We start from the raw sequence: 19,958 nt of genomic DNA, 5'->3' as shown, positions 1-19,958 counted from the left end.
CCGGCACGCGCGCCCAAGGTCAGCGATGCCACCCTTCGACTACGGCGGTCTTGATATGTTGCAGCTTGCGATGAAAAAAGTGGTCGGCGCCAGGTACCACCAGCACCGGAATGTCCTGCGGGCGCAACCAGTCCAGCACGGCTGCCAGCGGGATGGTGTCGTCCAGCTCGCCGTGCACCAGAATGGTGTCGGCGGGAATCGCCGGCATGGCCCATTTTCCGGCCGCCGCGCCAATCAGCACCAGCCGCTCGGCCGGCGTGCCGGCTGCCAGCAGACGTTGCTGCAATTGCGCCTGCACGAAGGTGCCAAATGAAAATCCCGCCAGCGCAAAGGGCAAGCCGGGCATCTGCTGCTGCAGGTGCAGTAAAAGGGCGGCCATGTCGTCGGTTTCGCCACGGCCTTCATCATGCACGCCCTGCGACTGGCCGACGCCGCGGAAATTCATCCTGGCTGCCGCATAGCCGAGCGCCACGAATGCACGGGCCAGCGTTTGCGTGACCTTGTTGTCCATGGTGCCGCCAAACAGCGGATGCGGATGCGCCACCAGCGCGATGCCGCGTGGCGTGGCGAACTGGTCGGAATCGGGCAGATCCAGCGCGCACTCGAGTGTTCCAACCGGTCCTTCGATCTGAAACGCCTGCGTATGCGCGTTCATTTAAATTTTCAGCCGATCAACGATGGTGCCGCCGACCAGATGGGTATCGATGATGTCGTCGATGTCCTGGGTGTCGACATAGGTGTACCAGGTGCCCTGCGGATAAATCACCAGCACCGGACCTTCGTCGCAACGATCGAGACAGCCGGCCTGATTGATGCGGATTTTTCCCTGCCCATTCAGGTTGAGTTCCTTGATGCGCTTCTTGGCATGCTTTTGCGCCGCCTCGGCGCCCTGTTCGCCGCAACAGGCACGACCGTCCTCGCGCTGGTTCATGCAGATGAAAACGTGTTGTTCGTAATACGGTTTGTCGCTCATGATCTCACTCGAAAAAATTGGGCACCGGGTGCCGATGATACGTCAGCTGCGTCGATGCACCGAATGCAGCAAAAACCAGAGTGCAAAGAACGGCCAGATCAATGCCAGGAATTGCGCCGCGCCGTTGAAACTCAGGAACTTCCCCTGCACCCACGCCTGCAGCGTCGCCACGAAATACGGGTTGGGCGGTATCAGATTCACCGCCAGCAGGCTCACCAGCAGCATCGCGACCGCCGCACGCCGCTGCACCCGGCGCGGCGTGAAACGCAAGCCGATTAGCATCAACACACCCAGCAGCAGGCCGCCACGCGCGCCCGGCGTGAGCCACACAAATGCATTTTCCGGTGTGAACAGCAGGGCGCTGGCAAGTGACTTGACACCGACCGCCAGCGCCAGCATCAAGCCGGCGAGCAGCCACAGCGGCGCCTTCTTGCGCAGCACGCACAGCAGCGTGAGCAGCGCGCCGCTCAGGCCGAATGCGGTAATGACGGTTTCGAAGGCCTGGAACTGTGCGGCGCTCAGTTGCAGTTCCGGGCGCAGCCAGCCACCCAGATCAATGGTGGTGCCGAGCCAGTCGGACAACCAGTCCGACAGGATCGGGATCAGCTGGCCGTGACCGAACAGGTAACCCTGCGGATAGACCTGCGCCAGCGGCCAGGCGCAAATGACGATCAGGCCGCGACTGGCTTCATGCGAGAACCACTGGCTGCGCAGCCGCAGCAGACGGCCGTGCTCCAGAAAGAATCCGGTGCTGCGCACGCCGATCAGTCCACCCAGCATTGCCCCGCCGACGTTGGTCAGCAAATCCAGATTCGACGCCACCCGCGTCGGCAGAAATGTTTGCACCGCCTCCATCGTGCCCGACCACAGCAGCGCGGCGACCAGCACCAGCGCCAATGCCGCCAGGCCGCGCACCATCGGATACAGCGCAAACACCAGCAGCATGCCCAGCGGCGCATAGGCCAGCACATTCGTGACAACGTCGAACACGGTCCAGTAATGCGGCAGCGGCGTCGTCAGAAATGCCAGCGGTGACAGGCCATTGTTTTGCCAGTCGGTAAACGGATACCAGCTGGCGTACAGAATCAGCAGTGCATAGCCGAGCAACGCCACCCGCGCCGACACCGACTTGCGCTGCGGCGCCAACGGGATGGGGTCGTGGCCGGCCAGATCGGTCATTGTTTGCGCGGTGTCGTGGTCGGTGCGGTGGCCAGTGGCAAGGTCGCCAGCCACTGCGTCAGCTCGGTGATCACCGCATCGCTGGCGTCGGCCAGCGCGCGCGCGCCGCCAGCGGCATTGGCAGTGGCGGCGGGTTGTTGCTGGCTAAAGCTTTTTTGCGCCAGCAACAACCGGCCCCGGTAGACCGCCGCCCGAATGGCAACGCGTGCATGGGACTGGCTGGGGCTGTCGAACAGCAGGGCGAAGTCGTCGGCTTCGATGCGCACCAGCGGCACATTGAGGGCGCCATCGAGTGCCGATACGGCGGCATTGCCGGCCTGCCCGAGCCGTGCCTTGACGCGCTGTTCCAGCAGCTGCGACGGCGGCATGGTCCAGCGGCTGTGCGCAAACGGGTGCGGCTGCTGATCGTTGACCCAGCTCAGACGATAGAACATTTGCGGGTTGTCCAGAAACGGCGACCCCACCACATCGGCAATGGCCAGCGGCGGCAGGCTGATGGCGTTGCCAGGCGCCGGCAACGACCCCAGATCGAACAGCGTCGGCGGATCGGCTTTGGTCGCGCATCCGGTCAGTACTACAGCAAGCAACAGGGCAGCGTATCGGTTCATGGCAGTCAATGGGAGGGGGCAACGAAGCCGGTTTCACCGGGGCCGGGTGCTGCGGTGCCGGTGCCAAACAGCAAGCTCTGCGGCCGGGCGTTGAGGGATTCCAGGGTGCGGTTCAGGGTGCGCATGGTGCCGCGCACGTCACTGGCCAGCGGCACCACTTCAAGTTCAATCTTGTTGGCTGCCGCGCCGAGCTGGTCCAGCGTCAATGCCAGGCGGTCGACCGTGCCGTCGGGCGCTTGCAGTTGGCTGGTCAGGTTGTTGATATTGCCGGCCAGCGTGCTGACCGACTGCAGCGTGCGATCAGCCTGGCGCGTGAGGGCCGGAATTTTCGCCAGTGCTGGTTCGAGCTGGCGCGGGATCGTTTCAATGGCGATGGCGGCCTTGCTGATATTGCCGAACGCATCCAGGATCTGCGTCTGGTTTTCCGGGGTCATCAGCCGGTTCATCCGCAGGGTTAATTCTTCGGTTTGTTTCAGGATCGCCAGGCCGCGTGTCTGCAGATTGTCGAACAGGCTCGGGCGCATCTCGATGCGGGCCACGTGTTCCTTCGAACTCGGCAGCCGGACCGCGCTGGTGCCATCGTCGTCGAGCTGGACATAGGCAATCCCGGTGACGCCCTGGTATCCCAGCACGCCGTAGGTCGAGCGCGTCATCGGTGTATCGGGCCGGACACTGAAGTGCACCAGAATCTGGCCCGGCACCTTCGGATCGAAAATGATGTCGTCGACCTTGCCGACGTCCAGTCCGCGGTAGCGCACATCGGCCTGCGGACTGAGCCCGGGAATCGACAGCGTGGTGACCATTTCATACGGCACCCGCACCACGCGGTCGCGGTTGAACCACATCGCCAGCAATACCGCGGCAATCAGCAACACCAGGGTGAAGACGCCGGCAATCAATGCATGTGCTTTATTTTCCATGCTGGTCCAGTACCTGAAGGGCGCGCCTGCCGCGCCCGCCAAGAAAAAATTGCTCAATGAAAGGATGCTTTACCGCGATCACCTCCGCGGCCGTGCCGAACGCGACCACCTTGCGGTCGGCCAGCACCGCGATGCGCGAGGCCAGTGCCAGCAGTGTATCGAGATCATGCGTCACCATCACCACGGTGAACTGCATCGCATCGCGCAGCGACCGGATCAGCTCGACAAAACTGTCGGCCAGGGCCGGATCGAGCCCGGCAGTCGGTTCGTCCAGAAACAGTAGTTCCGGCTCCAGCGCCAACGCACGCGCCAGCGCCACGCGCTTGACCATACCACCAGACAGATCGGAGGGCATTTTCAGCCCATCTTCGGCATTCAGTCCCACCATCTGCAGCTTGAGCAGCACCGCGTCGCGGATCAGCGCCTCCGGCAGCGTGCGCAGTTCGCGCATCGGCTGGGCGATGTTGTCGAAGGTGGTGAGTGCCGAGAACAGCGCACCGTGCTGGAACAGCATGCCCTCCCGATTGCGCATCTGTTGCAGCTGATTGGCGTCAATCTGATGAATGTCCTGATTGAACAGTTTGATGCAGCCGCTGGCCGGCGTCTCCAGCCCAAGCAATTGCCGCAGCAGCGTGGTCTTGCCCGAGCCGGAACCACCCACCAGCGCAATGATGTCGCCCTGCTCGACGCGCAGATTGAGATCGTCGTGCACTACGGTGTCGCCAAACTGGGTGCGCAGGCCGGTGACCTCAATGATCGGGGCCGCCATCAGAAACCGACGCCGTTGAAGACAATCGCGAACACGGCATCGGCCAGGATCACCACCGTGATGGCGGTGACCACCGAGCTGGTGGTGCCTTCACCCAGGCTCTCGGTGTTGGCCTTGATGCGGAAGCCGAAATGGCACGCCACCAGCGCGATCAGCGTGCCGAACACCGCGCCCTTGCCGAGGCCGATCCAGTAGTTGGCCAACGGCACCGCATCGGGCAGCTTGCTGACGAAATACTGCATGGACAAGCCCAGTTCGAGGCGCGCTGCGACCATCCCGCCCAGCAGTGCCATGGTATCGGTCCAGATCACCAGCAACGGCATCGCCAATGCCAGCGCCAGCACCTTTGGCAAAATCAGGCGGAAACCGTGCGGCAGGCCCATCACCAGCATCGCATCCAGTTCCTCGTTGACGCGCATGACGCCAAGTTGTGCCGTGATCGATGAGCCGGAGCGTCCGGCCACCAGGATGGCCGCCAGCAGCGGGCCAAGTTCGCGGATGATGCTCATGCCGAGAATGTTGACCAGATAGATATCGCCGCCAAACGTGTGCAGCTGCTGCGCCGACAGGTACGACAGCACCACGCCGATCAGCATGCCGACCAGGGCGGTGATGCCGAGCGCCTGGAAGCCGACGTGATACACATTGGCGGAGATCTCTTTCCATGGACCGCGTAACGGATTGCCGAGGAACTGGCGCAAATCGAGCACCACCTGGCCGATCAACCCAACGAAGTCGAGCAGATGTCCGAGCAGCTCGTGCAACGTTACGCCGATCGCCGCCAGCGAGATCAGCCGTCGCGGCGGTGCGGCGGGCAAGGCCAGCGTGCCGGCTTGCTGCAGTCGCTGGAAAAATTCCTCCTGCCCGTCGGCCAGCACCAGCCTGGCCGGGCGGGTTTTGCCCCAGGCGTTCCATAGCCATTGCGCGCCGATGTGGTCGAGCGCCGTGATATTGGTCAAGTCCCAGCGCGTTGCACCGGTCTTGTCGACCGCTTCCAATGCCGCCATCGCGGCAGGCTGCGCCAGCGCGTGCACTTGCCAGCTGCCGCTGGCGATCAGGGCAGACGGCGTGGCGGGATCGGGGTGCAGTGCCGGTATCGCGGGTTCATCCATCGGCGCAGTGTAAGGCAGAACGTCAGCGCCGTGGCTGCTGCCGCTACAATGCCGCCATGACCATGCTTTTTTCCCCGCAACGCATCGCCGCAGCCTGCCAGACCGCGGTCCCCGGACTGACCATCGAGGTCGTGGCCGAGACCGGCTCGACCAACGCCGATCTGCTGGCACGGCTGGACCAGTTGGCGGCGCCGCTGCTGCTGATTGCCGAGCAGCAGACCGCCGGGCGCGGGCGCGCCGGGCGCAGCTGGCAGTCGGCGCGCGGCGCCTCGCTGACGTTCTCGCTGGCGTGGCGCTTCCGGCTGCCGCTGCAGGCGCTGGCCGGGTTGCCGTTGGCGGTGGGGGTGGCGCTGGCCGAAACGCTGGCAACGTTGCAGTTGCCGGTGCAGTTGAAATGGCCGAACGACGTGTTGTGCAATGGCCGCAAATTGGCCGGCGTACTGATCGAGACCGCCCACGACCGGCAGTCCGGCGATCGACTCTGGGCGGTGATCGGCATTGGCATCAATCTGGCGGCCGATGCGGCGCTGACAGCGCGCATCGAGCAACCGGTCGCCGCGCTGTCCGACCTGCTGGAGATTGATCGTGAGCTGCTGCTGGCGGCGTTGCTTGACCGTCTGTGCCTGACCCTGCAGGAATTCGAACAGTTCGGCTTTCCGGCTTTTACGCAGCGCTGGAATGCGCTGCATCTGCATCGCGGTCAGCACATTGCGATCGTCGATCATGGCCAGCCCGTGCTCGACGGCGTCGCGCTCGGGGTCGACGACCAGGGCCGCCTGCTGGTGCAGACTGCCAGCGGACGCAGCGCGGTAGTAGCTGGCGATGTGTCGTTGCGCGCGGTGGCGGCATGACGCGTCTGCTGATTGATGTCGGCAATACGCGCGTCAAGTGGGCGCTGGTGGAAGACCACGTCGGCGTGCCGCGCTGGGATGGCGCGGTCGACGCCGGCTGGCTCGCCAGCGGCGCGGTGCTGCATGCGGCGTTGCCAACGCTGGAGCCGGTCTGGCGCGAAACTGGCGCCAGCGCGGCGGTGATTGCGCATGTCGCCGGTGCGGCCATGCGCGCCCGGCTCGAACAAGTGCTAGGCGCCCTGCCGGGCCTGCGGCTGAGCTGGTTTGCCTCGGTGGCCGCTGCCGCCGGCGTGCGCAACGGCTATCGCGATCCGGCCCAGCTTGGCTGCGATCGCTTCGCCACGCTGATCGGCGCGCGCGCGCTGTTTCCGCAGCAGGAGCTCATTGTCGCTACCTGCGGCACCGCCACCACCATTGATGCGCTGGACGCCGATGGCAATTTTATCGGCGGCATGATTTTGCCCGGACTTGGCTTGATGGCCACGGCGCTGGCGCGCAACACCGCCCAGTTGCCGCACATCGGGCAACAGATTGTCGCCCCGCCGCTGTTTGCCGATCACACCGATGCTGCCATTGTCAGTGGCTGCCTGAACGCGCAGGCTGGTGCGATCGAGCGCGCCCTGGCGGCACGCCCGGGAGCACGCTGCCTGCTTTCCGGCGGTGCTGCCGCGTGGATCGCACCGATGCTGACTGTACCCAACACTCTTGTCGATAACCTGGTCCTGCTTGGTTTGCAGGCCGCCACCACCCGACCGCCATGCTGAGAACTTTTTTCTGGTTGTTGCTGTTGCTGAACGTTGCGCTGCTGGCGCTCAACGGTGGCTATCTTGATGCGTTGCTGCCTGGTGGCCATGAGCCACAGCGGCTGCAACAACAGCTCAGTCCGGACAAGTTGCGCTTGCTGGGCGCGGCGGATCTGCTGCCGCCACCGGCGGTGCTGGCCCAAGCCGAGCCGGCGCCGGTGCCGGCCTGCGTCGAACTCGGCGATTTCACCGACCTCGACGCCGGCCGCTTCGAAACCCGGGTGGCGGCGCTGTCACTGCAGCAGGGCATGACGCGCCGGCGCGTGGTCGACAGCGCCAGCTATATCGTCTTCATCCCGTCGCAGGGCGACAAGGAAGGCGCGGAGCGCAAGGCCGGTGAATTGCGCCGGCTCGACATCAAGGATTTTTTTGTCATGCAGGGCGAGGGTGAGCTGCGCTTCGGGATCTCGCTGGGTATCTTCAAGACCAAGACGGCGGCCGAGGCCCATCTGGCCGAGCTGATGAAAAAAGGCGTGCGCAGTGCCCGTATCGGCGGCCGCGGCCCCGGCAGCAGCAAGGTGGCTTTCCTGTTGCGCGGCGTTGGCGAAGCGGATCTGGCAAACGTGCTCAAGATCGCCGCCAGTATCAGCAAGGTCGACAGGCGCGATTGCGCTGCGTCCTGATTACTTGTTGTCAGGCGGGGTGGCTGAACGCAGCCGTTCGGCCAGGCAACGCGGGCACAAACACGCACCCTGCGTGAGCGCCGTCGCCGGTAAATTGGGCAAGGCGGTGCACCAGCAGGGCTCGGCGGCATCCGCATCGGCCATCGCGCAGCCAAAAGTGGCGCCGCACTGACTGCACTGGCTCATGGCTTGTCTGCCGGCGCGGGCGGATCGGCCGGGATCTCGAACTTGCGAATGGCCCGGCGCAGCAACTGCATTTGCGCCGTGAAGTTGGTGCAGGATTCGCACACGATCAGGTGGATGCGCACGCGCAATTGCTCGATCACCGACAAATGGCGGTCCAACCCTTCCGAGGTCAGACGGTGTACTTCCTTGCAGGTTGGTTTCAATCCCATGGTGTGTTCTTTCAACGGCCTGTGGCTGATGGCATGTTGCCAAACCAGTTCAGCTGCAGGCATTCGCGCAGGCGAAGCCGGGCGCGATACAACATTACCCAGGCATTAGACGTCGAGATGTCCAGTTCCTTACAGATTTCATCGGTGTCGAGCTCCAGCCACTCGCGCATCAGAAAGATCCGCGCAATCTTGCTGGGCAATTTTTCCAGGCACAGCTCCATGACCCGGAAAAAGTCCTTTTGCTCCAGCGTGGCATCCGGACTACCCCAGTTGCGCGCCGTGTCGATGGTATGGCCCTTGGCGTTGAACAATGCATCAATGACATCATCTTCGGATTCGTCGTCGGCCACGTCGAACTGACGGGTGCGGCTGGCCGCGCGCAGGGCGTCGATGATCTTGTGCTTCATGATGCCGGTGACATAGGTGCGCAGACTGGACTGGCCGGCGAACCGGTCGGGCTTCTCCAGCACCGCAATCAACGCATCCTGCACCACGTCCTCGGCCAGGGTTTCATTGCGCAATTGTAAGATCGCAAAGCGCAGCAATGCCGGTCGGAGTGCTTCCAGCTGCCTGTGCATGTCGTTGTCCATCGATCCCGCCCGGTGGAAATGGCCGTTCGCAGCCGTTGTGGTTTTGCCGCAAGACTATCCGAACGGACAACTAAATACAATAAATTGGCAGCGACCGGATTCGCATCCAGTAGTAAAATCGCCGAAATTCATTTCAGGAAATGCCATGTCTGATTCCAATGCCGATTTAAGCGCGGTTTCGCCCCAGATCAAAGCCGAAATCCTGGCTGAGGCGCTGCCTTACATTCGCAAGTTTCATGGCAAGACCATCGTGGTCAAATACGGTGGCAACGCGATGACCGAAGAACGCCTCAAGCATGGCTTCGCGCGCGACGTGATCCTGTTGAAGCTGGTCGGGATGAACCCGGTGGTGGTGCACGGCGGCGGACCGCAGATCGACAATGCACTGAAAAAAATCGGCAAGCAAGGCAGCTTCATCCAGGGCATGCGCATTACCGATGAAGAGACCATGGAAGTCGTCGAATGGGTCTTGGGCGGCGAAGTGCAACAGGACATCGTGATGCTGATCAATCATTACGGCGGCCAGGCGGTCGGTTTGACCGGCAAGGATGGCGGTCTGATCCGCGCGCGCAAGATGAAAATGCCGGACCGCGAAAAACCGGGCGAATTCCTCGACATCGGTTTCGTCGGCGAAATCGATGCGATCAACCCGGCAGTGGTCAAGGCGCTGCAGGACGACGCCTTCATCCCGATCATTTCGCCGATCGGCTTTGGCGAAGACGGCCAGGCCTACAACATCAACGCCGATCTGGTTGCCGGCAAGATTGCCGAAATCCTGAAAGCCGAAAAGTTGATCATGATGACCAACATCCCCGGCGTCATGGACAAGAACGGCAACCTCGTCACCGACCTGTCGGCGCGCGAGATCGATGAGATGTTCGCCGACGGCACCATTTCCGGCGGCATGCTTCCGAAGATTTCGTCGGCGCTGGACGCGGCCAAGTCAGGCGTCAATACCGTGCACATCATCGACGGCCGCATCGAACATTCGCTGTTGCTGGAAGTGTTGACCGAGCAGGCCTTCGGGACGATGATCCGCTCGCACTGATCAGCCGCCAGCGCGTTTGGGTTGATGACCCTGCTTGCGCAGGGCCTCCATGATCAGCTCGCAATGGTCGCCCTGCACTTCAATGACACCATCCTTGACCGTGCCGCCGGACCCGCAGGCGGTGCGCAGCTGCTTGCCCAGCGCCGCCAGCATTGCGGCATCGAGTGCCAGGCCCTTCACAACGGTCACGCTCTTGCCGCCCCGGCCCTTGGTCTGGCGCGAAACCCGTACCACGCCATCCCCTGCCGGGGCCGCCTTTGCGGCAGCCTTGCACTGGCACTGCGCCAGCGCATTGCGGCACACCGGACACATGCGCCCCGTCTCGGTGAAGTAGACCAGGCCGCTGCCGGACTGGTTTTTCATGGCACCTGCCCCGGTGTGAAGCTCAGTCTCGGAATCCACAACAGCGCAATAAACGACGCCAGCGCAACCGTGCCGGCGGCCCACAGCGCGACCGGATTGCCACCAAGCTGGGCCGGATAGATCTTGACCGCAGCCAGCAATCCGACCAGGTTGCCACCCAGCACCAGCAGGGCAGCGGCGTAATCCTGGAACTGGCGCGCATGATTGGCACTGACCGACCAGATCGGATTGGCGTTATAGCTTGGAATCGCTTCGTTGGCGTTGCCCAGCCGTTCCAGCACGCACAGGAAATGGCGCAGATTGGTAATGGCGCGCTCGGCCTTGTAACTCATCAAGGCCAGAAACGTCGATGCCAGCGGAAAACCCATCACCAGCCATTCGATCGGAATGCTCGCACCGGCGCTGCTGGGTTTGAGCCCGACCAGCACCGCCAGCAGGCTCAGCACCAGCGAGACATAGATCGTCAAGGCCTGCTGGCGCTGCGCAATGCGGGTGTTGACCTCCTGGTACGCGCCGACAAAGCGGTAGTTTGCTGATACCTGTGCTTCTGACATAAACCCTCTTTCGATTATTGCGCACCGCTGCGTGTGCCGGTCCTGTGCGGCGGATTGTAGCGCACCGCGAGCGTGGCCAGCCGCCGCCAAATCCCTCCAATTGCGCACTTCAGGCTGCCAATTTCGCACTCCGTCGCATTCCGTTGGCGTCACCCCTGTGCTTTACCTACAGTGTCATCACACCAAGCCCACACCGAAAGGAAGCATCATGAAAACGCTCCACTCCCTGCAAGTCGCTACCGTCGTCACCCTCGCTTTCATCGCTGCCGCCAGCTTTCTGGTGACCAACCCGCCGACACCCGATACCATTGTCCTGGCCCAGGTGGTCGTTACCGCCAAGCGCCTGCCAGCGGTGCAACAATTGCCGCAAGTCGTTGTGACGGCAAAGCGTCTGAACACCGAACAAAAAGCGTTGCTGGCCGCTGGCAACACCGCCGTGCGCAATTCGTAATACCCGACTCCCGATTTCTCAATCCAGTCCTTTGCCATGACCAGAACCGATTACCTTGCCGCCCTGACCCGCGCGTTGGTCGATTTGCCGCCCGAAGCTGCGCAGCGCATCGTCGCCGAGTATGACCTGCGCTTTATCACCGGGCTGGCGGCCGGCCAGAGCGAGGACGAGATTCTGCAAACCCTGCCCGATCCGGGACAGGTCGCGTCAAGCCACTGGTCGACCGTGCAGGAAACGGCGCTGCGGCCGCGCTTCGATGTGGCGGCCTACACCCGTGCCGCGCGGCCCATGTCGGTGCTGCCGAACAAACGCGTCAATACCGTTGGCAGTTACCTGACGTCGGTGCTGGGGCTGTCGGTGCTGAACCTGGCGTTGCTGGTGCCGGCAATCATTGCCACCGCGATGTTGTTTGCCATGTTCATGACGGCGATGGCGCTGTATGGCAGCGGTATTGCGGTGACCGCCAGCGGCCTGGCGGGTGTCGACAGCCTGATGATTGGCGGCCCCCTCGAGTACGTGCAGATTGGCCGCTCGCAGAGCCTGGTCGAGCACCCTGGCGCCGTGCGCAGCAGCATGATGATTACGCCGACCGGCATCGAAGTGTTGAATCAACGCGCCGGCAAGCATTCCTCGCTCTCGGTGGGCAGCACGCGCCTGGACCTGTTTGGCGGCGACGGTGACGATTCGCGCACGGTAAAGACCGCCAAGGGCGTCGCCGCGACGCTGGTGGGGATCCTGTTGCTGCTGTTCTGGCTGGTGCTGGTCAAGTACTGGGCCATCGCCATCAAGCGCTACGCCAGATTCAACTACGCCACCTTGGCCAACCGTCGTACTGCCTGATCAGGAAATCACCATGCGAATTCTGCGCAATGTATTTTTGTTTTTCTTCGTGCTGGCGGTGTTGCTGGTCGGTGTCGGTTACAGCGTGCTCAAGGCCCAGGCGACCCAAACCGGCGCGGCGGTCACTGGCCGCAATCTGATTTCCGAGACGCGTCCGCTGAGTGCTGCCGTGCTCAACATCGACTTGCGCGGCGCGGTCGATCTGACCTTGCGCCAGGGGCCGGTGGCAGGCATCGTCGTGTATGCCGAACAACGCATGCTGCCCAAGATCACCACCGAAACCGATGGCGCCACGCTGCGCATTGATACACGTGGCCTGATCATCGGCAACCATGGTCCGATGATGATCACGGTGACCCTGCCGACGCTGGAAAATGTCGCAGTCAGCGGCAGTGGCGATGCAAACGTCGAGGGTTTTTCGGGTAATGCGGCGGCGCTGACGATGGCTGGCTCCGGCGACGTGCTGTTCAATGGGCAGTTCAAGAAAATCGTTGCCCAGCTCGCCGGCAGCGGCGATCTGCACCTTGCCGCCAGCAACAGCGAGCAGGTCGAGATCCGGTTGCTTGGCTCCGGCAATGTCGATGCGGTCGGTCAATGCCAGACCGTGCAGGCCACGCTGGCCGGGTCGGGCGATCTCGATGCCGGACGGCTGCAGGCGGAGCAGGTCACGCTGGCTCTGGCCGGATCAGGCAATGGCACGGTGTTCGCGCGCAAGCTGGTGACAATCAGCCTGAATGGCAGCGGCGACGTCGACGTGCGCGGAGCGCCGGCGCGACGCGAAGTGCATAAGTCGGGCTCCGGGGATGTGCGTTTCGAGTGAGGGTGTCAGGCGCCCGTGCGCGCCCGATACAGCGCCTCGAGCTGTTCGCGCGCCCATGGCGTGCGCCGCAAGAAGGTCAGGCTTGACTTGATGCTCGGGTCCGTCTTGAAGCAGCGCACATCAATGCGCTGCGCCAGCCCGTCCCAGCCATATTGCTCGACCAGCGCCGTGAGCATGGCTGCCAGCGTGACGCCGTGCAGCGGGTCAGTCATCGAGCGGCGGCATGTCGGGCAAGGCTTCTTCCGACTGCACGGTGCGATTGCGTCCCTCCGCCTTGGCTTTGGCCAGTGCCTGTTCGGCGCGCAACAGCATCTGCTCGGCGGTGTCGCCGGTGGCGTTGGTGGTCAGGCCGGCGGAAAAGGTCACGCTCATGCCGGGCGTGATGACAGCCCAGTCGCAGGCGGTCACGGCGGCCCGCAAGCGGGTCATTGCGATGACGCCGCTGTCGAGCCAGGTGGCTGGCAATACGATGCCGAATTCCTCGCCGCCGAGGCGGCCAAAACCATCCAGCGCGCGCAGCAGCTTGAGCGATGTGTCGGCCACCGTTTGCAGCACCAGATCGCCCACCGCATAGCCGAACCGCTCATTGATCTGGCTGAAGTGGTCAAGGTCGACGATGGCAAAGCAGAACGGATGGCCGGTGCGATGCGCGCGCAGCAATTCGCCGCGCAGGGTTTCGATCAGGGTGCGATGGTTCATCACACCGGTCAGCGGATCGTGCCGGGTCAGCGTGGCGACTTCCTCACGCAGCGTTTGCAGTTGACGGTCCTGCTCGGCCAGCTGGGCCCGCAGGGTGACGATTTCATCGGACGGGTCGTGCGGTGCAGTCATGGATACCGGCTCCGGTTGATTGGCGGGAATGGCCAGCGCTCAATATGCCACAGCTACCGACTCTTACCGACAATTATCGACGCCGTTGCTCGGCCGCGATCCACAGGTCAATCTGCTGATCGAGCACGTCCAGCGGCAGCACGCCGTTGTCGATCACCGCGTTGTGGAAGCGCCGCAGATCGAAGCGTTCCCCCAGCGCCGCTGCGGCCCTGGCGCGCAGCGCCTTGATGCGTAATTCACCGATCTTGTAACCCAGCGCCTGGCCCGGCCAGACAATGTAGCGATCGACTTCGGCCGCGGCAAACGCCGGACTGAGTGCAGCGTTGGTTTCCAGATACGCAATCGATTGGTCGCGGCCCCATCCCATTGCGTGGATGCCGGTATCGATCACCAGCCGGCAGGCACGGTGCATCTCGGCTGACAGCTGGCCGAACTTGGCATACGGATCGCGGTACATGCCGATCTCATCGCCCAGGCTTTCGGCATACAGCGCCCAGCCTTCGCCGAAGGCGGTGAACCAGGCATTGCGGCGGAACTCCGGCAGCGTGGTCAATTCCTGCTGGCGCGCGATCTGCAGATGATGGCCCGGTACCGCTTCGTGCAACAGCAACGACTCCATGGTGGCGCTGCTGCGGCGCGACAGGTTGATCACGTTGGCTTCGAAATAGCCGGCGCGGCTGCCGTCCAGACTGCCGCGACTGTAATGCTCGGCGTTGTCGCCTTCATACGGTTGCATGGCCCGGATGCCGTACGGTACCCGCGGCAGTTCGGCAAACAGGCGCGGCAATTCCGCATCGACGCGCTTGGCGATATCCCGATAAGCCGCCAGCATTTTTTCGGAGCTGGTGAACAGGAACTTCGGATCGGTGTTGATGAACTTGATGAACTCGGCGCGGCTTCCCTTGAAGCCGGTGCGGCCGACCACGGTTTCCATTTCGGCGTTGATGCGTGCGACTTCCTGCAAGCCGATCTGGTGGATTTCCTGCGCCGTCAATCCGGTGGTGGTTTGCTGCGCCACCATCAGCTGATAATAGGCCGGGCCGCCGGGCAAGGTCGATGCACCCAGCGCCACGCGACTGGCCGGCAGATAGGTATCGACCATGAAGCTGCGCAGTTTGCCGAACGCCGGCAGCACCGATCTTTCGATGGCCTGCTTGCCGGCGTCGCTCAGACGGCGCTGTTCACCGGCGCCAATCGCGGGCGGGAATTTGTTGAACGGCTGGTAGGCCAGATGCTGCGTGACGTCGCTGCCAAGCTGAGCGGCAATCTGTTCCGGCACCTTCTGCATCGCCGCTGCCGGCGGCATCCAGCCGCTGGCGATGCCCTGCTGCATGCGCGCAATCATCTGATCGATCTGACGCGGGAACGCGGCCAGTCGCGCGAGATAATTGTCGTAGTCGCGCACCGTCACGAACGGTGTCTCGCGCACCAGTTGCGGCAACTCGAACTGCGGTCCGAACATCGGCGACACCGGCAGCCAGCTGTCGGCCGCGCCGAACGGCAAGGCACCATACATCGCATCGAGCCGGGCCGCCTGCTTGTGGGTGGTGGCAAACACGGCATACGAAATCTTGTCCTGGCCGCGCAGCTGCGTGCTGTCAATGCGCGCCAGCTTTTGCAGCACGCTGGTGTCGTTGGCCTTGCGGCGCGCCACGGCCTCCGGCGACAGGTCGGTCAGCCGGTCGTTGTAACGCTGGTCGCCGCGTGCCGTGGCCGCTTCGGGAAATTCGCGCCCGTCCAGTTCCCACTGTTCCGCCAGCAGCGCGTGAAAGGCACGGGTGCTGTCGGCTGGCGCAGCCTGCAATTGGGCGCTGCACAGGAGCAGCAGGAGGGTGCTGCAAATTCGGACTCGGGTTTGCATGGTGTCGCTTTCCTGGTGGTGAAATCAGCTTGCCGTTTTTTGTTGTTGCGCGATCCACAGGTCGATCTGCTGATCCAGCACATCGAGTGGCAAGGCGCCATTGTCGAGCACGGCGTTATGGAATTTACGCAGATCAAACCGCTCGCCCAGTGCCGCACTGGCTTTGGCCCGCAGTGCCTTGATGCGCAACTCGCCGAGCTTGTAGCCGAGCGCCTGGCCGGGCCAGACGATGTAGCGATCGATCTCCGCGACGGCTTCTTCGTGCGAGGCTGCAGCGTTGGTTTCCTTGTAGGCGATGGCCTGGTCGCGGCTCCAGCCGAAGGCATGAATTCCGGTATCGATCACGAGCCGGGTGGCGCGCCACATTTCACCGGCCAGCTGGCCGAACTTGCTGTACGGGTCGGTGTACATGCCCAGCTCGCCGCCCAGGCTTTCGGCATACAGCGCCCAGCCTTCGGCATAGGCGTTGAAGTTGCTGTTCTTGCGAAACTCGGGCAGACCCTGCAGCTCCTGCGCACGCGCGATTTGCAGATGATGGCCGGGCACCGCCTCGTGCATCACCAGCGATTCCATGCCGTACCAGGTGCTCTTGGTCGGATTGTTGACATTGGCTTCGAAGTAGCCGGCGCGGCCACCCTTGGCGCTGCCGGAGGTGTAATGCGCGGCATTGTCGCCTTCGTAGGCTTCCATCGCCCGGATGCCATACGGCAGGCGCGGCAATTCGGCAAAAAAGCGCGGCAGTTCGGCGTCGGCGCGCTTGGCGATATCGCGGTAGCGCGCCAGCATGTCGCTGCCACGCGTGAAGGTGAACTGCGCATCGGTATTGATGAAATGCTGGAACGCGGCGCGGTCGCCCTTGAAGCCGGTGCTGCGCATGGTGGCGTCCATTTCGGCATTGATGCGGGCGACTTCCTTCAGGCCGAGCTCATGGATTTCCTTCGGCGACAGGTTGGTGGTGGTCTGGCCATTGATCATCGCCTGATAGAACGCTGCGCCGCCGGGCAGCGTGGTCGCGCCCAATTCGGTGCGGCACGCTGGCAGATACTTCTCGATCATGAAGCGCTGCAGCTTCGTGAACGATGGCACCACCGAATCGGCAATCGCGCTGCGTCCGGCCGCCTGCAGACGCGACTGCTCGGCCGCGCTGATGGTCGCTGGCATGTCCAGGAACGGCCGGTACAGGATCGCTTTTTGCGGATCGGTTTCGAGGTGCGTGGCAATCTGTTCGGGCACCGCGCGCAAGGCAATTGCCGGTGGCATCCAGCCGCTCTGGATGCCTTGCTGCATGCGCAGCGTCAGTTGCGCCAGATGCGTCGGCAATGCCGCCAGGCGCTTGAGGTAATTCTCATAATCACGCACCGTGTTGAACGGCGAGGCCTTGGCCAGCGCCGGCAGCGATTGGTGAATGCCATCCATCTGCGACAGCACCATCCAGTCATCGCTGGCGCTGAACGGCAGCTTGCCGTAGATGCGCTTGAGTCGTTCGGCTTGCGCATCGTTACTGTGCAAGATCTCCAGCGTGATCCGGTCCTGGCCGCGCAGCTGGTTTTCCGCAATCGACTGCAATGCCAGATGGAAGGCCTGCTGATGGGCGCTGCGGCGCGCCACGGCGGTGGCCGACTGGTCGGTCAAGCGATCGTTGAAGCGGTTGTCGCCGAGCGAGGTGGCGAATTCCGGATACTCCTGCAGTTGCCACTGCCAGTCGGCATCGACCAGTTGATGCAGGCGCCGGCTGGCGGCATTGGGGGCGGCATCCGCGGCGAGTGCGGTGAACGAAACGGCGCACAGCGCCAGCGCAGCAGCTGTGCGCGAAAAAGTAGGTCGCAAGAGAATCCTGTGTGGTTAGAGTGAATCTGGCTCAGTGGCTGCCGGCAGCGCGCTGGAATTCGGCATTGGCACGCCAGCTTGGCGCGGCGCCGCCCTGGGCAATGTCATAGCCGACCGCAAACAGCAGTTGCGCATCTTCCACCGCGCCCGACAGGTCCCAGCCCGGCTGCACCACGTCATCGACCTTGTGATACGCATGTGCGGTGTAGTCCGCGGCCTTGTCCTTGCCGAAATCGGTCGGCTTGCCGATGAAGTCGGTGCCGCCGCCGATATACACGCCCGGCACGCCGACCTTGGCGAATTCGAATTGATCGGCGCGATAGAAACTGCCGTTTTCCGGACGAGCCTCGCCCAGCGTGACACGTCCCTGCCTGGCGGCGTAACGGGTGACCAGTTCATCGGTGCTGGACTTGCCGGCTCCGGTGATGCGCAGGTCGCGCGTGCGGCCCCAGGGATTGACGCCATCCATGTTGATGTCCACCAGCGTGTTGGCGAGCGGATACAGCGGATGCCGGGCGTAGTAGCGCGCACCCAGCAGGCCCTGTACTTCGGAAGTGGTGGCGATGAACAGGATGGTGCGCTTGGGCGCGACCGGCAACGCCTTGAAGGCCTTGGCCAGTTCGAGCAGCGTGGCGACACCGGAGGCATTGTCGAGCGCGCCGTGATAAATCTGTTTGCTGCGCGCACCCGGCAGGCCGGTATCCATGCCCAGATGATCCCAATGGGCCGAGTAGATCACGACTTCGTTTTTCAGGATCGGATCGCTGCCTTCGATCTTGCCGAGCACGTTGTCGGAGGCGACTTCCGTGATCGTATTGCCGATCTTGAAGCTGGCCCTGGCGGCCAGCGATACCGGCTTGAAGTCTTTCGACAGTGCCGCTTTTTTCAGCACATCGAAATCCATGCCGGAAGCCTTGAACAAACTTTTTGCCGTATCGAGTTGCAACCAGCCCGGCACGGCCGGAAAGTCCGGATTCGCACCGGCGGCCTTGATGCTGAAATTCTCGCGCGACCAGCTGTTGCGCACTACTTCATACGGATACGCGGCCGGCCCGGTTTCGTGCACGATCAACGCTGCTGCGGCGCCCATCTTCGCCGCGATCTCGTACTTGTAGGTCCAGCGGCCGTAGTAGGTCATCGCCTTGCCGCCGAACATGGCCGGATCAAGTTTGGACGGATCGGCCGGATCGGGTATCGGTGGATCGTTGATCAGCATGACGATGGTCTTGCCGCGTACATCGACGCCCTTGTAATCGTCCCAGCCAAACTCCGGCGCCTGCACGCCGTAGCCGACAAACACCAGCTGGGACTGGTCGATCTTCACTTCAGGTTGATTCAACGCCGAGAATGCGACGAAGTCATCCGGAAACCGCAGCGGCATTTTCTGGCCGCCGGCCTCCAGAGTCAGCGCTGGTTTCGAGTGCACGCCCATCAGCGGCACATGCTGCAGATAACTGCCATCGGGATTGCCCGGCGCCAGGCCGAGCTGCTTGAACTGCCGGGTCAGGTAAGCCACGGTCTTCTGTTCGCCGTTGCTGCCGGGTGCGCGTCCTTCGAACTCATCCGACGACAGCACCTTGATGTGATCGAGCAGCGCGCTGCTGCTGATGAGGCCGAGTTGCGGTGGTGCGGGTTGGGTTGCGCAGGACAGCAGCAATGTGAGCGACGCAACGCACAGCGTGCGCGCGACTATTTTTTTTGTCATGACGGCATCCGTTCAATGGGGTGCCGAAAGTCTGCCACGAAAGCCTCGGCGGTATCGACCTATTGTCTACGGAAAATCAATGGAAAACACGAATAGGCTACGGTCAAACCGGATGGTGCGCTGCACAGCGCAGCGCCGGCGTTGCCGCACCGGGAGTTTATTTTTTTGCGACTGCATCCGGTTGGCGGGCTTGGGCGTAGCGGAGAGTGGGTAAGCGATTTATCCCCATTTGACGTCAACCACTTTAGGAGAAAAACCATGACCACCACCAATACCGTTCTGCTGCTTGCCCTCGCCACCGCGCTCGCGGCCTGCGCCGGCATGACGCCGATGGCCACCCCCGAAGCCCCGGCCGCCGTGTCTGTACCGGCCGGGAACAAGGTTGCAATGACGGCCGTCGGCAGCGGCGATCTGGGTTATGAATGCCGCGCCAAGGCTGCCACGCCAGGCGCATTCGAGTGGGTCTTCACCGGCCCGAATGCCATGCTGCTCGACAAGAACAAGACACCGATCGGCAAATACTATGCGGGCCCGACGTGGGAATCGAACGATGGCAGCAAGGTCACCGGCAAGCAGCTGGCGGTTGCTCCGGGCGTCGCTGGCGCAATTCCATTGCAACTGGTGCAGGCCAATCCGGCCACCGGCAACGGTGCGATGAGCGGCGTGACCTACATCCAGCGACTCAAGACAGTCGGCGGCGTGGCCCCGGCCGAGGCCTGCGCCGAAGCCGGTGTCGGCACAAGGAAGACCGTCAAATACCAGGCCGACTATGTGTTCTACAAGGCGAGCTGATTCGCGCGCGGGAATCGTTTGAACTTTGCGGGATTCAACGGTA

Annotated in this window: 25 protein-coding genes; 8 read left to right on the top strand and 17 right to left on the bottom strand. The window is 63.0% G+C overall.

What is annotated here, in order from left to right; genetic code table 11:
- Nucleotides 1-19: 19 nt before the first annotated feature.
- The 7 genes from RCH09_RS00550 to RCH09_RS00520 are packed head-to-tail and all read right to left on the bottom strand — an operon-like array spanning nucleotide 20 to nucleotide 5,561.
- The gene (locus RCH09_RS00550; protein WP_326939064.1) at nucleotides 20-655 is read right to left on the bottom strand and encodes an alpha/beta hydrolase; all 636 of its coding nucleotides are present in this window, start codon (nucleotides 653-655) and stop codon (nucleotides 20-22) included.
- Nucleotides 656-973 carry a (2Fe-2S) ferredoxin domain-containing protein gene (locus RCH09_RS00545; RefSeq protein WP_326939063.1) on the bottom strand — a complete coding sequence of 106 codons (318 nt, stop codon included), beginning with the start codon at nucleotides 971-973 and terminating at the stop codon, nucleotides 656-658.
- Between the two features lie 42 nt (nucleotides 974-1,015).
- Nucleotides 1,016-2,206 (bottom strand): VanZ family protein, encoded by a 1,191-nt coding sequence (locus RCH09_RS00540; RefSeq protein WP_326939062.1) that lies wholly within the window; start codon nucleotides 2,204-2,206, stop codon nucleotides 1,016-1,018.
- On the bottom strand, nucleotides 2,149-2,760 hold the full coding sequence (locus RCH09_RS00535) for an ABC-type transport auxiliary lipoprotein family protein (RefSeq protein WP_326939061.1): 612 nt from the start codon (nucleotides 2,758-2,760) through the stop codon (nucleotides 2,149-2,151). Before RCH09_RS00535 ends, RCH09_RS00540 begins: the two co-directional genes overlap by 58 nt.
- 5 nt (nucleotides 2,761-2,765) lie before the next feature.
- Nucleotides 2,766-3,680, bottom strand: coding sequence for an MlaD family protein (locus tag RCH09_RS00530; RefSeq protein ID WP_326939060.1), 915 nt, complete (start codon nucleotides 3,678-3,680; stop codon nucleotides 2,766-2,768).
- Nucleotides 3,670-4,449 (bottom strand): ABC transporter ATP-binding protein, encoded by a 780-nt coding sequence (locus RCH09_RS00525; RefSeq protein ID WP_326939059.1) that lies wholly within the window; start codon nucleotides 4,447-4,449, stop codon nucleotides 3,670-3,672. Before RCH09_RS00525 ends, RCH09_RS00530 begins: the two co-directional genes overlap by 11 nt.
- Nucleotides 4,449-5,561, bottom strand: a complete 1,113-nt coding sequence (locus RCH09_RS00520) for an MlaE family ABC transporter permease (protein WP_326939058.1) — start codon at nucleotides 5,559-5,561, stop codon at nucleotides 4,449-4,451. Before RCH09_RS00520 ends, RCH09_RS00525 begins: the two co-directional genes overlap by 1 nt.
- A 62-nt stretch (nucleotides 5,562-5,623) precedes the next feature.
- Between RCH09_RS00520 and RCH09_RS00515 the strand changes: the two genes are divergently transcribed.
- Genes RCH09_RS00515 through RCH09_RS00505 form a run of 3 tightly spaced genes read left to right on the top strand, consistent with a single transcriptional unit; the run spans nucleotide 5,624 to nucleotide 7,838 of the window.
- Nucleotides 5,624-6,412: a biotin--[acetyl-CoA-carboxylase] ligase gene (locus tag RCH09_RS00515; RefSeq protein WP_326939057.1), complete on the top strand. Its 789-nt coding sequence runs from the start codon at nucleotides 5,624-5,626 to the stop codon at nucleotides 6,410-6,412.
- A complete protein-coding gene (locus RCH09_RS00510; RefSeq protein WP_326939056.1) occupies nucleotides 6,409-7,176 on the top strand; it encodes a type III pantothenate kinase in 768 nt (255 codons plus the stop codon). Before RCH09_RS00515 ends, RCH09_RS00510 begins: the two co-directional genes overlap by 4 nt.
- Nucleotides 7,170-7,838 (top strand): SPOR domain-containing protein, encoded by a 669-nt coding sequence (locus RCH09_RS00505; protein WP_326939055.1) that lies wholly within the window; start codon nucleotides 7,170-7,172, stop codon nucleotides 7,836-7,838. Before RCH09_RS00510 ends, RCH09_RS00505 begins: the two co-directional genes overlap by 7 nt.
- Here RCH09_RS00505 and RCH09_RS00500 read toward each other — a convergent pair whose 3' ends face one another.
- From RCH09_RS00500 to RCH09_RS00490, 3 genes are read right to left on the bottom strand one after another with little or no spacing between them, the layout of a single operon-like run.
- On the bottom strand, nucleotides 7,839-8,024 hold the full coding sequence (locus RCH09_RS00500; RefSeq protein ID WP_326939054.1) for a cysteine-rich CWC family protein: 186 nt from the start codon (nucleotides 8,022-8,024) through the stop codon (nucleotides 7,839-7,841). It lies immediately after the preceding gene.
- Nucleotides 8,021-8,233, bottom strand: a complete 213-nt coding sequence (locus RCH09_RS00495; RefSeq protein WP_326939053.1) for a zf-HC2 domain-containing protein — start codon at nucleotides 8,231-8,233, stop codon at nucleotides 8,021-8,023. The genes RCH09_RS00500 and RCH09_RS00495 overlap by 4 nt, the downstream gene beginning before the upstream one ends.
- 11 nt (nucleotides 8,234-8,244) lie before the next feature.
- The gene (locus RCH09_RS00490) at nucleotides 8,245-8,811 is read right to left on the bottom strand and encodes a sigma-70 family RNA polymerase sigma factor (RefSeq protein WP_326939052.1); all 567 of its coding nucleotides are present in this window, start codon (nucleotides 8,809-8,811) and stop codon (nucleotides 8,245-8,247) included.
- Between the two features lie 157 nt (nucleotides 8,812-8,968).
- Between RCH09_RS00490 and argB the strand changes: the two genes are divergently transcribed.
- The gene (argB, locus tag RCH09_RS00485; protein WP_326939051.1) at nucleotides 8,969-9,871 is read left to right on the top strand and encodes an acetylglutamate kinase; all 903 of its coding nucleotides are present in this window, start codon (nucleotides 8,969-8,971) and stop codon (nucleotides 9,869-9,871) included.
- On the opposite strand, the gene RCH09_RS00480 is transcribed toward argB, so the two are convergent.
- Together RCH09_RS00480 and RCH09_RS00475 are read right to left on the bottom strand one after the other, a co-directional pair.
- The gene (locus RCH09_RS00480) at nucleotides 9,872-10,234 is read right to left on the bottom strand and encodes a translation initiation factor Sui1 (RefSeq protein ID WP_326939050.1); all 363 of its coding nucleotides are present in this window, start codon (nucleotides 10,232-10,234) and stop codon (nucleotides 9,872-9,874) included.
- Nucleotides 10,231-10,788 (bottom strand): hypothetical protein, encoded by a 558-nt coding sequence (locus RCH09_RS00475; RefSeq protein WP_326939049.1) that lies wholly within the window; start codon nucleotides 10,786-10,788, stop codon nucleotides 10,231-10,233. The genes RCH09_RS00480 and RCH09_RS00475 overlap by 4 nt, the downstream gene beginning before the upstream one ends.
- A 208-nt stretch (nucleotides 10,789-10,996) precedes the next feature.
- On the opposite strand from RCH09_RS00475, the gene RCH09_RS00470 reads away from it, so the two are divergent.
- Genes RCH09_RS00470 through RCH09_RS00460 form a run of 3 tightly spaced genes read left to right on the top strand, consistent with a single transcriptional unit; the run spans nucleotide 10,997 to nucleotide 12,899 of the window.
- Nucleotides 10,997-11,239, top strand: coding sequence for a hypothetical protein (locus RCH09_RS00470; RefSeq protein WP_326939048.1), 243 nt, complete (start codon nucleotides 10,997-10,999; stop codon nucleotides 11,237-11,239).
- Nucleotides 11,240-11,275: 36 nt separating this feature from the next.
- A complete protein-coding gene (locus RCH09_RS00465) occupies nucleotides 11,276-12,079 on the top strand; it encodes a DUF1700 domain-containing protein (RefSeq protein ID WP_326939047.1) in 804 nt (267 codons plus the stop codon).
- 13 nt (nucleotides 12,080-12,092) lie between these two features.
- Complete coding sequence (locus RCH09_RS00460) at nucleotides 12,093-12,899, top strand: head GIN domain-containing protein (protein WP_326939046.1); 807 nt, start codon at nucleotides 12,093-12,095, stop codon at nucleotides 12,897-12,899.
- Nucleotides 12,900-12,904: 5 nt separating this feature from the next.
- Here the strand turns inward: RCH09_RS00460 and RCH09_RS00455 are convergent, their stop codons facing one another.
- The 5 genes from RCH09_RS00455 to RCH09_RS00435 all read right to left on the bottom strand — a co-directional run bounded on the left by RCH09_RS00455 (nucleotide 12,905) and on the right by RCH09_RS00435 (nucleotide 19,123).
- Nucleotides 12,905-13,111: a VF530 family protein gene (locus tag RCH09_RS00455; RefSeq protein ID WP_326939045.1), complete on the bottom strand. Its 207-nt coding sequence runs from the start codon at nucleotides 13,109-13,111 to the stop codon at nucleotides 12,905-12,907.
- Entirely contained in the window at nucleotides 13,104-13,730 is a 627-nt protein-coding gene (locus RCH09_RS00450) for a GGDEF domain-containing protein (protein ID WP_326939044.1), read from the bottom strand. Before RCH09_RS00450 ends, RCH09_RS00455 begins: the two co-directional genes overlap by 8 nt.
- 73 nt (nucleotides 13,731-13,803) lie before the next feature.
- Nucleotides 13,804-15,591 carry a DUF885 domain-containing protein gene (locus RCH09_RS00445; RefSeq protein WP_326939043.1) on the bottom strand — a complete coding sequence of 596 codons (1,788 nt, stop codon included), beginning with the start codon at nucleotides 15,589-15,591 and terminating at the stop codon, nucleotides 13,804-13,806.
- A gap of 24 nt (nucleotides 15,592-15,615) precedes the next feature.
- A complete protein-coding gene (locus RCH09_RS00440) occupies nucleotides 15,616-17,418 on the bottom strand; it encodes a DUF885 domain-containing protein (RefSeq protein WP_326939042.1) in 1,803 nt (600 codons plus the stop codon).
- 31 nt (nucleotides 17,419-17,449) lie between these two features.
- A complete protein-coding gene (locus RCH09_RS00435) occupies nucleotides 17,450-19,123 on the bottom strand; it encodes a M28 family peptidase (protein WP_326939041.1) in 1,674 nt (557 codons plus the stop codon).
- A 258-nt stretch (nucleotides 19,124-19,381) separates the two neighbouring features.
- On the opposite strand from RCH09_RS00435, the gene RCH09_RS00430 reads away from it, so the two are divergent.
- Nucleotides 19,382-19,915 carry a DUF3455 domain-containing protein gene (locus RCH09_RS00430; RefSeq protein WP_326939040.1) on the top strand — a complete coding sequence of 178 codons (534 nt, stop codon included), beginning with the start codon at nucleotides 19,382-19,384 and terminating at the stop codon, nucleotides 19,913-19,915.
- Nucleotides 19,916-19,958 lie beyond the last annotated feature (43 nt).

This window comes from Actimicrobium sp. GrIS 1.19 (assembly GCF_035984655.1).
Taxonomy (GTDB): domain Bacteria; phylum Pseudomonadota; class Gammaproteobacteria; order Burkholderiales; family Burkholderiaceae_D; genus Actimicrobium.
The sequence above is the reverse complement of the archived record's forward strand: the minus strand, read 5'-3'. Positions and strand labels throughout refer to the sequence as shown.